The organism is Candidatus Synechococcus calcipolaris G9 (assembly GCF_029582805.1).
GTDB lineage: Bacteria > Cyanobacteriota > Cyanobacteriia > Thermosynechococcales > Thermosynechococcaceae > Synechococcus_F > Synechococcus_F calcipolaris.
Genome location: NZ_JAKKUT010000008.1, coordinates 320,508 through 333,230, shown reverse-complemented (window position 1 = coordinate 333,230; position 12,723 = coordinate 320,508). Strand labels below are relative to the sequence as shown.

Below are 12,723 nucleotides of genomic sequence, written 5' to 3'. Positions count from 1 at the left end.
ATGCAGGTCACGTCTGTCCAGCCCTGGGCATCCCAAACCTGAAAGCGATCGCCTAGGGGCACATCCGTGGTGTAGCGATGACCATGTTCCGCGCTGGTGCGATGGGGAACCATATCTTCAATGGGCACAATATCAATGAGGCCATCTTTGCGGATAATGACCGGCGTTTCGGCCGTGACGCATTCATGGTTAAACAAAATACCGTTACAAGCAAAAATATCGTAGGCTTCCCGATAGTTCACCGTTTGCCAGTGGGCATAGACCTTGGCGCAAGCGTAGGGACTGCGAGGATAAAAGGGTGTGGTTTCACTCTGGGGAACTGCCTGGACGAGGCCAAACATCTCGGAGGAACCCGCTTGATAAAATCGCACCGGAATGCTCGTGCGCTGTTGGTAATCCCGCACTGCTTCTAAAAGCCGCAATGTACCCATGGCAACGGTATCCACCGTATATTCTGGGGCATCAAAACTCACTCGCACATGGGATTGGGCACCCAAATTATAAATTTCATCGGGCCGAGCCATTTCTAAGATGCGCCGCAGGGTGGCTCCGTCCGTTAAATCACCGTAGTGGAGTAATAACTTCGCAGACTCTTTATGGGGGTCTTCGTAAACGTGATCAATGCGATCGGTGTTGAAGGTGGAGGTGCGTCGGATAATGCCATGGACTTCATACCCCTTATCGAGCAGCAATTCCGTTAAGTAAGAGCCATCTTGGCCAGTAATGCCCGTAATTAATGCACGCTTCGGTTGAGTCATGGAAAAATTTAACGACGAGTAGGATGACGTAATGTTCTTCAAAAGTCTGCCATATTATGGGCCCAAACTGCGCCCGTATCCGCCAATATCTAAGAAATATCTCCAATTAGGACGAAACCGCTAGAAAAGGCTGGCGGCGGTCAATTTGCCTTCAGTAGCGGCTGTGGCATCTGGAGCGTTGAGAAATTGCACCATGGGTTGATCCTCTTCACAAATATGGTGCAAGATAAGTTCCCCCAAGGCTGCGACTGTCTCTAGGGTAAAGCTAGCTGGATCTGCCTCAAAGGTAGCAACTAATTTTCCCATAGCTGCCTCAAGATTTTGGTGGGCTGCCCTGTGTCCCAAATACCCTGGGTAGTTGCTGCCCCCCATCAGTTTCTCTTCATCCCGAAAGTGGTTCAGGGTTTCATTGACGATTTCTTGAAGGCTGTTTTCTATAGTGGTGGAATCGACAGAGGTTGCGATCGCCTGTCTGAGATGCCTTAATAAACTGAGCAGTGCTCGATGCTGTTGATCAATTTCACCATGGCCTAAGGCATACTGGTCTTGCCATGCTAAATGATCCATATCGGTCATATCCGTACCTCATTACCAGAATGTTTTTTCGGATTCCTGTTGCTCAGAATCTTGTATAGACTAAAACGGCTTTAACTTAACTCAAATGGTTGATGGGACAGCGCAATACTTTTTGGGAATAGTAAAACTTTTCATCAATTGCTGTCGTCAATCTTATTTATTCTTTAATGATAACACTAATGATAACACTAATGAGAACACAGGTCTGTTTTAGCGATCGCCCTATCTGTGGGTTGGATATAATTACGGTGATAGTTTTTATAGGTTGTCAATATCTTAATGGCCCTATCCCTTGCCCATCTAGGCCCAGCCGGAACCTACAGCGAAGAAGCGGCCAAAGCTTGTGCCCAATGGCTAACTAAAACACAGGATCAAACAGTTGAATTACACAGCTATTCAAGTATTCCCGCCACGTTAAAGGCCCTTGCCCTTGGCGAGACAGATTTGGCCATTGTGCCCAGTGAAAATTCTGTGGAAGGTAGTGTGAATATGACCCTAGATGCCCTATGGCAGGGGCCGGATCTTCACATTCAACATGCCATCGTTCGTCCCATTGCCAACACCCTCATTACCCATGCTACGGGTCTAGAGCAGATTAAAATCATTTACTCCCATCCCCAAGCCTTGGGTCAATGTCAACAGTGGTTGCAACAACAGTTACCCTGGGCCGAGCAACGGTTAATGACCTCCACTACTGAAGGCTTGGTCTATGTTCAGGAGGATAACACTGCGGCGGCGATCGCGGCCCCTTGGGCGGCCTCTCTCCATAATCTGCCAATTTTAGCGACGGATATTCAAGACTTTGCCCACAACTGTACCCGGTTTTGGATTCTCAGCCGCAGTCAAGGGGATGGTTTACCGGGGCCGGATGATAGCCATACCTCCCTGGCCTTTAGTCTCAAGACCAATGAACCCGGCTCCCTAGTCAAGTCCCTGAATCTGTTGGGCGATCGCCAAATAAATCTTTCTCGTATTGAATCCCGCCCCAGTAAGCGGGCCTTAGGGGATTATGTATTTTTCCTAGATCTCGAGGTGAATGGCCGCGCCGCCACCATTGCTGAGGGCGTAGAAGCACTAGCGGCCTATACGGACACTCTAAAGATTTTTGGCAGTTATCATTATCTATATATTTAGAGCTATGCGTTATAGTTTTTAAGCTTTGCTAAAACTGACTGGGTGGAGACAACGTGCTTACCCAGGCCTAATTGGGCTGGTTCTAACCCTAGGGCTAACCCCACCAATTGGGGTAAATGCAAAATAGGTAACTGGAGGGATTCACCCATAATGTTTGCAATTTCCGGTTGGCGTGAATCTAAATTTAGATGACAGAGGGGGCAGGGGGTGACAATACAATCGGCACCGGCGGCGATCGCTGCTTTGAGGCGCAGTCCTGCCATGCGAAAGGATTCTTCCGTGGCGTAGCTAGACAGGGGCCAACCACAGCATTGGGTGCGGCCGTTGTAGTCCACCGGGGTGGCCCCTAGGGTCTCAAAGACATTTTCCAAGGACTGGGGATGAATGGGATGATCAAAGGGCAGTTGTTTTTGACTTCGCAGTAGATAACAGCCATAGAAGGCGGCACATTTCAGGCCGGTCAGGGAGCGGACAACTTTTTTCCCTAGGGTCTCCAGTCCCACATCACCCACGATCGCCCAGAGAATATGTTTGACGTCCGTACTACCCCGATAGGGATGACACCCCTGCTCGTCCAATAACTGGTTAACCTGAGCCAAATACTCTGGTCGTTGGCTTTGGGCCTCCTTAAGGCGTTCATCCACATGGCCAATCACCCCCTGGCAGGTACTGCAGTGGGTTAACAGGGGTAAGTTTAGCTCTTCCGCTAGGGCAATGTTCCGAGCATTGACCGTATCTTCCAGAAGCCACGAATCTTCCTTGAATGTGCCCGAACCACAGCAAGATGCCTGTTTCAGTTCAATTAACTCCATATCTAGGAGGGGGGCGATCGCCTGGGTAGACAGGTGTAATTCCCGGCAGGCCCCCTGGGCTACACAGCCTGGATAGTAGGCATAACGGAGGCGAGTTTGACTGAGCATCAGGTGCATTTCCCCAAGGGCTGAATATTCTAGGACTGAACGTTATTTTATACGCTTGCTTGATGGAACTACCATGGGTGCTTGGGATGTCACAGTTCTCAGCCGGAAAATTCTCAAGCCTTAAACTTAACGGACTTGATCATTGGGCATAGAATTATTGGGCATAATGATATAAATGAAAAGCATATCAGCCTTCTCCATTCTTTTTTCCCGGAGGTTCACTCTCTAGTGCGCCCATCTCAATCAACGGAATTACCAATTTCCCTGCCGTCCCATGTTCACTATGAACTGCTCCTACAGCTTTTAGAGCAAGTGTCATTGCCGAGTTTAGACATTCGTAGTTCTGCCTATATTCAAGTCCAAGGGGTCATTGTCCAATTACGGAAGGCGTTATCTCAACAAAAACAGCTTGAGGAAGAGTGGCAGCGCAAGGGTGGAGAAATTGACTACCACTGGTCTTTGACTCAATCTCCCCAACTTAAGTAAGCCTGCCAGCGGCGATCGCTATATCAGGGACTCATAGAGTTTATCGGGACGAAGCGGCAAGCGGGGAAAGCGCACGCCGGTTGCATCGGCTAGGGCATTGGCTAGGGCCGGTGCCACTGGGTCAAAGGAGGTTTCGGCTATTCCCTTGGCCCCAAAAGGTTCTGTTAATTCTTGGGTTTGGGCAAAAAAGACTTCTGTTCGGGGTGCTTCAGGAAAACTGGGAATGCGATAGGTACGAATCGCTGCATTGCGAACGCCCCCTGTTTCATCTAGCAATAATTCTTCCTGCAAGGCCCCCCCAAGGGCTTGGACAATGCCGCCTTCAACTTGTCCCCGCAACTGCATGGGGTTAATGACTGTACCCGCATCACAAGCATGAACGCTGTGCAGAATTTTAATCTCGCCGGAAATACGATGGACGGCTATCCGGAACCCCTGTACATTGAATGAGACCGATCGCGGCGTGGCGTAGGCTTTGCGGCAGGCCTCCAGCTTATGGCCCTGCTGTTGGGCTAGGGTATAAAGCTCCGTTAAGGCCAACCGGCGATCGCCCCAGTACACGCCTTCTGCATCAAGGGAGCACTGATTCATGTCCACCTGCCAGTGCTTCGCGGCACAGGTTAACAGTTGCTTCTTTAGGGCGCGGGCAGCTAGCTCCACCGCTTTACCAGCCACAGGTACCCCCGTAGATGAAAAGGTGCCGCTATCAAAGGGGGCGCGATCGGTATCGGCAATGAGGCTGTCAATTTGGCCCGTGGTTGTTCCCAAGACGGTGGCTGCAATCTGGCGGTGGGCTGTGATGATGCTGTTACCAAACTCAGCGGAGCCAATGGCCAACTGGTAATCCCCACTGGGCTGCAACCAAAGGTGGGCTTCGCTGCGGTGCTCTCCTGGAATTGTTTCCGCCATACTCATGGCCCAGCCTCGCCCCTCTAACCAATCTTCTTCGGCTGGTTTCGCCAGGCCGCGATCGCTGTGGAGGGCACTCTCGACCAACTGCACACATTGATCCAGGCCATAGCTATTGAAATCTAAGTCATGGGGCCCTTCATAGATGCTGTTAATTTCATCCCCTTGATGGATCATATTGCGGTGACGGAACATCGAGGGGGTATCTCCGACTAGCTTGGCTAGTTCATCAATGGCCGACTCTAGGGCAAAACACATTTGGGCAGCTCCATAGCCGCGAAATGCCCCCGAAGGCAGGGTATTGGTATAAACGGCGTAGCCATCTCCCTTTTTGTTGGCACAGTTATAGATCGAAAGGGGTTCAGCAAGGCAGCGAAATAGAACCGTACCGCCGTGGTTGCCGTAAGCCCCGGTATTGGAAACCACCCGCACCTGCATGGCAGTTAGGTAACCTGCTGCATCTGCCCCGAGCTTGACATCAATCTTGATGGGGTGGCGACACACCCCACCGATAAACTCTTCTTGGCGGGTAAACTCCCACTTAACCGGCAGCCCTGTTTTTAGGGTGGCCAAGACACACAGATCCTCGGTGAGAACCTCCTGCTTGCCGCCAAAGCCTCCCCCAACCCGCTCACTAAAGACATGAATTTTTTCTGGATAAATATCAAAAATATGACACAGCTTTTCCTTAGTGAGGGACGGCGTTTGCGAAGAGGTGCGCACATGCAAACGGCCCTGGTCATCTAGCCAACTGACAGAACAGTGGGTTTCTAGGTGAACATGCTGCTGGCGATTGGTTTGATAGGTGTCTTGGTAAAGATAAGCAGCCTGGGCAAACCCCTCGGCCACATTGCCCTGCTCGCCATGAATTTCGGCAAAAATGTTGCGATCGGGGCGCATGATCCGAGATTCGGGGCCGCTGTCCCGGTGTAGGATAGGTGCTCCTGGAGCCATGGCTGTTTCAGCATCAAAAACAGCGGGAAAAATCTCATACTCTACGGCTAGGGCCCGCACCGCTGCTTCGGCATGGGCTTCACTGTCGGCGACAACGGCAGCAATGCGCTGGCCCTTAAAGCGCACAATTTGATCGAGAACGTAGGTATCGTCGGGATCAACGCGGTAATCGTGGTGAGTGGCAGAGGTAAAACGCTTGCGCGGAACATCTTCCCAGGTGAAAATGGCCCGCACCCCTGGTAATGCTAGAGCTTGGGTTTTATCAATTTTAAGAATGCGGGCATGGGCATGGGGCGATCGCAGCACCTTTAAGTAATGCAAGTCCTCAATGGCCACATCGGCAGTATAGCGGGCTTGGCCAGTGACAATGCTTGGCCCTAAAGGGTTGGCCACACAGGCTCCCACCCCTTGGCCCGGCTGCTCCGTTTCCACGTTGGCAATCCCCTCAAGGGCATCCTGGATGGCTCGATAGCCCGTACAGCGGCACAGACTTCCCTTCATCAAGCGGGGCAACTCATCGCCGGAGAGGGACTCTAGGCTGGCAGCGGTCATTAACATCCCAGCGGTACAAAACCCGCATTGATAGCCCTGGGCAGCCAAAAAGGCCTGTTGGAGGGGATGCAACTGCTGCTGGGAACCTAGCCCCTCAATGGTCGTAATGTGGCGATTTTGGGCGCGAAAGGCCGGGTAAAGGCAGCTATGAATGGGTTTACCATCTACCCAAACCGTACAGGCACCACAATCTCCGGTATCACATCCCTTTTTTACCCCCAAAAAGCCCAGTTCCCGCAGAAAGGTGCGTAGACACTGGCCACTGGTGGGGGTTACGGCAAAACCCTTACCATTTACTTCAAATTGCATCGGGATAGATACTCCTTAAACACTAGGGTAACCACAGCAACAATTCCCCCTAGGGATCCGCTGCCAACTCTGCCAAAATTTGTTCGGCAAAATAGTACGTCATGTGCTGGCGGTAGGTAGCGCAGCGATAGGCATCTTCGAGGTAAAGGGTAAAGGGAATTTGCTCGTCTAGGGCCTTGTGTACGGTTGACCAGGAAGGCAAACTAGGAAAGCGTAATTGCATGGGGTGCTGAGTTGCGGCGGTAAGGGTTAGCACAAATTCGTCAGTGGTGGGGTCAACCGTCCCCACTAAAAACACCATCGATCGCCCCTGCTCTCCAGACGCACAACGACGATAGGTATAACGCCGTTGCCAGGCCGAGGCAGAAATGTGAATACTGCGTAAGACCTCGTCGGGGTGCAAATCTTTTTGTCCTTCACCTGTAATAAAATCGGCAATGGCCACTTGACGCCTCTGCCCGCCGTGGCCCCAGAGGGTGCCAACTCCATCTAAGGCCACACTCAGGGTAATCATAGAGCCGGCGGGCAAGCCACAGCAGATATTGCCCCCCACTGTAGCTTCGTTCCAAATCTTAAACGAGGCCAGCAAAGCCTGACAGCAGACAGGAACCAATTCTGCGGCAGACCAGTGGGTGGGCAGGGACATCCCAGCCAAGGTGGCGATCGCACAGGTAGCACCAATCGTCAGCCCCGATTCGTTTAATTCATAATCGGGCCAATTGAGGCTACGCAAATCCACTAGGGTGGTTAAATGGCTTTGAGGCTCAGAAAAGAGCCAAGTGCCCCCCGCCAGCCAAGCCATATCAGACGACCAGGGAAACGGGGCTTCTGCCAGGGTGCGCGGCTGTACGACCCGGCTCACCGTATTGAGATCCATCACAATACCATTTGTTAAGCTGTACTTAGAATAAGCAAAAGTTAAATCATTTTCGAGATTTTAATAAAAAGTTTATGACTCATTTCTGGCAGGCCTTGGCAACTGCCCTAGCAGAGGGGCCAGTGGCACTGGCTACGGTAGTAACCAGCCAGGGGTCAACCCCCCGTCAAGGAGGGGCGCGAATGCTAATCACCCCCAGCGGCCAGTGGGTAGGTACGATTGGGGGTGGGGCTGCCGAAGCTAAGGTCATAGTGGCAGCAGCACAGGTAATGCAAACTGGCAAAGCCCAGGTTTTGGACATTGATCTTTGGGGGAATCCCCAGCAGCTCCGGGATGGTATCTGTGGTGGCACCATGAGACTTTGGGTGCAGTACCTGGATGCCCAAACCTTTACCCTAGTCTCTACGATTAAGCACATTCACCAGCAGTTAAGCCAAGGGCAAGCCGTACCCATAGTTTGCCAATTGCACGGAGAGTTTCCCATTGCCTTGACAGCCAAAGACCCCTTTCCCTCTCAAGAGTTCTTTGTTGAGCAGCTCTGGCCACCGCCGGTATTGCTAGTGGTGGGTGCTGGCCATGTGGGCCGTGCCCTTAGCCATTTGGCCAGTGGCTTAGGGTGGCAAATGATCGTTTATGACGATCGCCCCTCCTGGTTAGCTGCTGATGCCTTACCCGAGGGCACTCGCTGTTTTCCTTTCCTGAGCCATGCCCTAGATACCTTTTATGCCTGGCAGGGGCCGCGCTGGGTGGCTTTAGTGACCCGGGGGTTGCCCCAGGATCTGCACACCCTTGGCGAGTTAAAGGATGGCTTTGCTCGGTTGGATTACCTGGGCATTTTAGGCAGTCGCAAGCGCATTAGCACTCTGCGCCAAGTTTATGATCAGCACCATGGGAGTCCTTTGCCGGAGGAGATTCTTCACGCCCCCATTGGCCTGGAAATTGGGGCAGAAACCCCAGAGGAAATTGCGGTCAGTATTGTGGCCGAGTTGATTGGCCATTGGCGCGGCCATGACTAAGCCCCCCCTTGCCTATGCGATCGTTCTAGCGGCAGGTTACTCCCAACGGATGGGTCAGGACAAAGCCGCTCTACCTTGGCTCAATGGCCAGCCCCTAGGTCAATGGCTGCTAGAGACCCTGGCAACTACGGGATGGATTCCCCGAATTGTTTTGGGCCCCCATAACTGGGACTGGGGAAAGCGAACCTTGCCCCAGGACTATTTAGTGTTCAATCCTGATCCTAGTCAAGGCAAAACCACTTCTATTGCTGCTGGCGTGCAAGCGGTGCCCCAGCAAACCCGTGCAATTCTCATCTCGGCCATTGATCAACCCCGCCAACCCCAGCTTTACGCCCGGTTACGTTGTGCTAGTGTTGCCCAGGGCGATCGCCTTTTGGTTCCAACCTTAAATGGCCGCTGGGATCACCCCCTTGTCTTCGTGGGGGCATGGCGTCACCAGTTGTTGCACTTAAGAGAGAGCCAAGCGGGCCTGCGGCAGTTATTACACCAAAGCCGCTCCAAGATAGAGCCGATTCCCGGCAGGGCCGAATGGGGTCTAGGTTGGGATGCTAATACCCCAGATACCTATAGTCAAATCGTGCAATTTTTTACAAAGCACTGATACATGGGGGCTATTCCCTTCTTTTTAACCCACCACCATAGCCGAATGGGCCTGCCCTTGCAATTTTGTAAACTAAGTGTTAACTTATATTAAGAAAGGTAAAGAAAACGCAACAAACAGGAGCACCATTATGAGAAGCGGTTCTATCATCGATGACCAAGGGAAAATGAACAATTTCGCCATCGAGCCTCAAATGTACGTTATGAGCGAGTCTCAGTCTGGCTTTACCCCCTACGCTGAGTTGTTCAATGGTCGTCTAGCTATGATTGGCTTTGTTTCTCTCTTGGCCCTGGAAGTCATTACGGGCCATGGTCTCATTGGCTTTTTGACCAGTCTCTAGGTTTGCCCATGGGTTGACGAGGCTCGGTCGGGCCGGTCATTGAGTTAAAGCCTTTAATCTCTCTTTTTGATGCCTATCCCTACGGGGATGGGCTTTTTTTTGACCTAAGGGTGGGGAAATCGTTGGGCTTGGGCAATCCAGGTTGCTACCCGACTGACTTCTGGACACAGATCTCGCCGTTGCATATTACTCACATAAAAACGCAGAACCTGCTGGTGAAGGCGATGAACCGGAATTTTAGCGAGTTGTTGCCTAGAGCCAATGCCACTGTGGGGAAGTAAGCCACAGTATTTACAGCCAACCGATGGAATTTGGGCCAAGTCAGCCATGGCCCGCCATTTTTTCAGGCGCGGAAGATGAACCTGTAGCTGGGCTGCAAGGGTTTCCAGATCGGCGGGCTGTTGGGTTTTTTGTAACAGTTGTCGAGTAGTCTCGATACCATGGTGTTCGAGCTTTTCAGCATCGGATTCTTTCAGTCCCGGTAGCTGATGAATGGGCCAATTTGCCTGGGGCTGTTTAGTAGAAATAGGCTGTTTGGAGATCATAGGATTGATAACGTCCTCGGAGGGCTTAGAGTATCCTCAGCGATCGCCCACTTGGGGATGAACTAATGTCAATGCAGACTGTAAAGCTAAAAAGCGATTTTCAACCTGATACAGCTTGGGGGCGATCGCACCGACCTTTTTGTGTTTATGCATATCTTTTTTGTCAGTACTAGGTTTATCGGTGGTCAAAGGAGGCTTCACAAAACGTTCGAGTTCCAGAGCTTGTATCCGATCTTTAACCTGTCCCGGGTGGACGACAATCCAGACATTTCGGGAACGACTGAGGGAATCCTGGACAATGGACTCAATCGCCAGAGCAGCGGTAATTCCAATGGTGGGAACCTCACTTAAATCTAAGACGAGGGCCTGATAATTTTTGACCAAGGACATCCGCCGCGAAATACTTTTTGCTGCCCCAAAGCTCATCGGCCCACCTAACTGAAACAATAAAATATCGCCACCGGATGCACTGAGAATATCCTGTTCCGCTGGACTCAGATTACTAGAGTCCGTGGGATCCGTAATGGCTTGAATATTATCACTCTGGACATCTGTTAAGCGGCTAATGGTGAGTATATTGGCAATAAATGCCCCCACTAACACCGCCGTAATTAAATCCACAAATACGGTTAAAAATAGCACCAAATACATTAATCCTGTGCCTTTGATTGAAAGACGCGGGGCCCGCTTAATAAAACCCCAGTCCAAAATATCAATCCCGACTTTTAATAGGAGTCCGGCTAACACCGCATTGGGAATTTGGGCGGTTAAGGGCCCGGCCCAGAACACCACCAGTAATAAAATAAGGGCGTGAATGATTCCAGAGAGGGGGGTTTTGCCGCCGGCCTGAACATTTACCACCGTTCGCATTGTCGCCCCCGCACCGGGTAATCCGCCAAAAAGACCGGAGACTAAGTTACCGATGCCTTGGCCGATCAATTCTTTATCAGATTTGTGTTGGGTGTGGGAAATACTATCCGCCACCAAAGAGGTCAAAAGGGAATCGATCGCCCCCAAAACCCCTAGCATCAAACCATAGCGGAGCATATCCCCTAATTCAGCCAAATGAAATGTGGGCAGTTGGGGGCGGGGAAAACCACTGGGAATTTGGCCAATTCGATCCAGGGGAGCATCGCCAAAAAAGATCACAGAAACCAGAGTAATGGCCACCAAACCTAACAGGGGCGAAGGTAACACTCGATTTAGTTTGGGTGGGGATAGAAACACAATACCTAAGGTGAGCAGTCCCAAAAGTAGGGCAACCAGGTTAGGCTCCTGGAGATAGGACGGTAGTTTTTGCAATGTCTCAAGAACCGCACCCGGGCCGGTATGTCCCAGCAGGGGCGGAATTTGTAAAACAATAATGATCACCCCAATCCCAGACATAAACCCAGAAATCACCGTATAGGGCATCAGGGTAATGTAGCGACCTAAACGCATCACCCCAAAAACAATTTGGAGAATGCCCCCTAGCATCACAACCGTAAAGGCCATGGCTAGGCCTGTGTCTGGGTAGCGGGCCATCAGGGTTGTAATCACCGTCGTTGTGACAACGGTCATCGGCCCGGTGGGGCCAGAAATTTGGGTGGGGGTTCCGCCAAAAAGAGCCGCAAAGGCACCGATGATAATGGCCCCATACAAACCAGAAATGGCACCCGCGCCGGAGGCAACTCCAAAGGCCAGGGCCAAAGGCAATGCGACAATGGCGGCCGTTACGCCCCCAAATAAATCGCCACGCCAATGGCGAAAGTGAATTGAATTGATTAATGTAGACATCGTAAGTTTTCTCTTAACTTAGAAATTCTTAACCTAGAAATAGTTGAGTATTGTCATGGCTGGTTCCCAAGGACTGAAGCCCCAAGACCTGACCTAGCGGAAGACTAAGACAGGAATGTGACTGCTCCGCAAAATTTGGGCGGTGGTGCTGCCGATGACGAGGTGACGAATGCGGCTATGGCCATAGGCCCCCATGATGAGGAGACATATATCCTGCTGACTGCTATAGCGGCTAATTTCTTTCTCGGATTCTCCCTGGAGTAACTGATAGATAGCCTTGAGTCCGGCGGCGGATAGGCTGGTTTCTGCTTCACTCAAGCGGGCGATCGCCATTCCATCCTGGTTACCCTTGCCAATCGTAATCACATGGAGATCAATGTCATGGAAGAGTTGGGACTGAGTCACAAATTGCAGCATTTTTTTGGCCGTGGGACTGCCATCGTAGGCAATCAAAACCCGTTCGATGGGCGTAAATTGACGTGATGTCACCAGGCAAGGTTTATGACTACTACGAAGAATCCGCTCTAAATTTGCTCCTAAATGGCCCGAGGCAAAACTGGCATTTTCCCCCCGCTTTCCCAAAACAACGAGATCAGAATCTGCTTCAAATTTTTCAAAACAATCCACTAAAAATCCAGTTTCATGGAAAAGCTGAACCTGATGAATCCCTTCTCCTTGGAGGGCTTGATTTGCCTGTTGCAAAATCAATTTAGCCCGCTGATTATTGACCTTGGCTTTTTCGTGTTCCAGTTCCACTAATCGATGGAGTAGATTTTCTGAGGCATCAATACCAATACTGCCGCTCAAATTTCCGGTGGAAATCACCTGTTGACTGCGAATATCCGTCACACAGAGAACATGAATCGTGGCATCTAGGCGATGGGCAAACCAGGCACCATAACGATAGCTATTTTCCGCAAAGGACGAGCCATCGGTACAAATCAAAATCTTTTTCATTTAAGTTAAGTCC

At 51.1% G+C, this 12,723-nt stretch carries 12 protein-coding genes and 1 pseudogene; 5 read left to right on the top strand and 8 right to left on the bottom strand.

Going from position 1 to position 12,723, the window contains the following annotated elements:
• Nucleotides 1-146 precede the first annotated feature (146 nt).
• Together L3556_RS15910 and L3556_RS15905 are read right to left on the bottom strand one after the other, a co-directional pair.
• Nucleotides 147-758: pseudogene (locus tag L3556_RS15910) on the bottom strand (GDP-mannose 4,6-dehydratase); the annotation flags it as partial.
• A gap of 120 nt (nt 759-878) precedes the next feature.
• Nucleotides 879-1,325 carry a bacteriohemerythrin gene (locus L3556_RS15905; RefSeq protein ID WP_277868315.1) on the bottom strand — a complete coding sequence of 149 codons (447 nt, stop codon included), beginning with the start codon at nt 1,323-1,325 and terminating at the stop codon, nt 879-881.
• 288 nt (nt 1,326-1,613) lie between these two features.
• On the opposite strand from L3556_RS15905, the gene pheA reads away from it, so the two are divergent.
• Nucleotides 1,614-2,468 carry a prephenate dehydratase gene (gene pheA, locus L3556_RS15900; protein WP_277868314.1) on the top strand — a complete coding sequence of 285 codons (855 nt, stop codon included), beginning with the start codon at nt 1,614-1,616 and terminating at the stop codon, nt 2,466-2,468.
• A 2-nt stretch (nt 2,469-2,470) separates the two neighbouring features.
• Here the strand turns inward: pheA and L3556_RS15895 are convergent, their stop codons facing one another.
• Nucleotides 2,471-3,388 carry a CoB--CoM heterodisulfide reductase iron-sulfur subunit B family protein gene (locus tag L3556_RS15895; RefSeq protein WP_277868313.1) on the bottom strand — a complete coding sequence of 306 codons (918 nt, stop codon included), beginning with the start codon at nt 3,386-3,388 and terminating at the stop codon, nt 2,471-2,473.
• Nucleotides 3,389-3,616: 228 nt separating this feature from the next.
• Between L3556_RS15895 and L3556_RS15890 the strand changes: the two genes are divergently transcribed.
• Complete coding sequence (locus tag L3556_RS15890) at nt 3,617-3,874, top strand: DUF5340 family protein (RefSeq protein ID WP_277868312.1); 258 nt, start codon at nt 3,617-3,619, stop codon at nt 3,872-3,874.
• Between the two features lie 18 nt (nt 3,875-3,892).
• On the opposite strand, the gene L3556_RS15885 is transcribed toward L3556_RS15890, so the two are convergent.
• A complete protein-coding gene (locus tag L3556_RS15885; protein ID WP_277868311.1) occupies nt 3,893-6,598 on the bottom strand; it encodes a molybdopterin-dependent oxidoreductase in 2,706 nt (901 codons plus the stop codon).
• Nucleotides 6,599-6,647: 49 nt separating this feature from the next.
• Nucleotides 6,648-7,475 carry an FAD binding domain-containing protein gene (locus tag L3556_RS15880; RefSeq protein ID WP_277868310.1) on the bottom strand — a complete coding sequence of 276 codons (828 nt, stop codon included), beginning with the start codon at nt 7,473-7,475 and terminating at the stop codon, nt 6,648-6,650.
• A gap of 74 nt (nt 7,476-7,549) precedes the next feature.
• On the opposite strand from L3556_RS15880, the gene L3556_RS15875 reads away from it, so the two are divergent.
• The 3 genes from L3556_RS15875 (at nt 7,550) to L3556_RS15865 (ending at nt 9,432) form a co-directional block, all read left to right on the top strand.
• Nucleotides 7,550-8,491 (top strand): XdhC family protein, encoded by a 942-nt coding sequence (locus L3556_RS15875; RefSeq protein ID WP_277868309.1) that lies wholly within the window; start codon nt 7,550-7,552, stop codon nt 8,489-8,491.
• Nucleotides 8,484-9,092, top strand: coding sequence for a nucleotidyltransferase family protein (locus L3556_RS15870; RefSeq protein WP_277868308.1), 609 nt, complete (start codon nt 8,484-8,486; stop codon nt 9,090-9,092). Before L3556_RS15875 ends, L3556_RS15870 begins: the two co-directional genes overlap by 8 nt.
• A gap of 130 nt (nt 9,093-9,222) precedes the next feature.
• Entirely contained in the window at nt 9,223-9,432 is a 210-nt protein-coding gene (locus L3556_RS15865) for a chlorophyll a/b-binding protein (protein ID WP_277866333.1), read from the top strand.
• 104 nt (nt 9,433-9,536) lie between these two features.
• Here L3556_RS15865 and L3556_RS15860 read toward each other — a convergent pair whose 3' ends face one another.
• The 3 genes from L3556_RS15860 to L3556_RS15850 all read right to left on the bottom strand — a co-directional run bounded on the left by L3556_RS15860 (nt 9,537) and on the right by L3556_RS15850 (nt 12,710).
• Nucleotides 9,537-9,977 (bottom strand): DUF4332 domain-containing protein, encoded by a 441-nt coding sequence (locus L3556_RS15860; protein WP_277868307.1) that lies wholly within the window; start codon nt 9,975-9,977, stop codon nt 9,537-9,539.
• 36 nt (nt 9,978-10,013) lie between these two features.
• Complete coding sequence (locus L3556_RS15855) at nt 10,014-11,753, bottom strand: SulP family inorganic anion transporter (RefSeq protein WP_277868306.1); 1,740 nt, start codon at nt 11,751-11,753, stop codon at nt 10,014-10,016.
• A gap of 93 nt (nt 11,754-11,846) precedes the next feature.
• Nucleotides 11,847-12,710, bottom strand: a complete 864-nt coding sequence (locus tag L3556_RS15850) for a universal stress protein (protein ID WP_277868305.1) — start codon at nt 12,708-12,710, stop codon at nt 11,847-11,849.
• Nucleotides 12,711-12,723: the final 13 nt, after the last annotated feature.

Coding starts and splice junctions, on each gene's coding strand:
- L3556_RS15905 (WP_277868315.1), bottom strand. CDS start 1,325: ATGGATCATTTAGCATGGCAAGACCAGTATGCCTTAGGCCATGGTGAA.
- pheA (WP_277868314.1), top strand. CDS start 1,614: ATGGCCCTATCCCTTGCCCATCTAGGCCCAGCCGGAACCTACAGCGAA.
- L3556_RS15895 (WP_277868313.1), bottom strand. CDS start 3,388: ATGCTCAGTCAAACTCGCCTCCGTTATGCCTACTATCCAGGCTGTGTA.
- L3556_RS15885 (WP_277868311.1), bottom strand. CDS start 6,598: ATGCAATTTGAAGTAAATGGTAAGGGTTTTGCCGTAACCCCCACCAGT.
- L3556_RS15880 (WP_277868310.1), bottom strand. CDS start 7,475: ATGGATCTCAATACGGTGAGCCGGGTCGTACAGCCGCGCACCCTGGCA.
- L3556_RS15875 (WP_277868309.1), top strand. CDS start 7,550: ATGACTCATTTCTGGCAGGCCTTGGCAACTGCCCTAGCAGAGGGGCCA.
- L3556_RS15870 (WP_277868308.1), top strand. CDS start 8,484: ATGACTAAGCCCCCCCTTGCCTATGCGATCGTTCTAGCGGCAGGTTAC.
- L3556_RS15865 (WP_277866333.1), top strand. CDS start 9,223: ATGAGAAGCGGTTCTATCATCGATGACCAAGGGAAAATGAACAATTTC.
- L3556_RS15860 (WP_277868307.1), bottom strand. CDS start 9,977: ATGATCTCCAAACAGCCTATTTCTACTAAACAGCCCCAGGCAAATTGG.
- L3556_RS15855 (WP_277868306.1), bottom strand. CDS start 11,753: ATGTCTACATTAATCAATTCAATTCACTTTCGCCATTGGCGTGGCGAT.
- L3556_RS15850 (WP_277868305.1), bottom strand. CDS start 12,710: ATGAAAAAGATTTTGATTTGTACCGATGGCTCGTCCTTTGCGGAAAAT.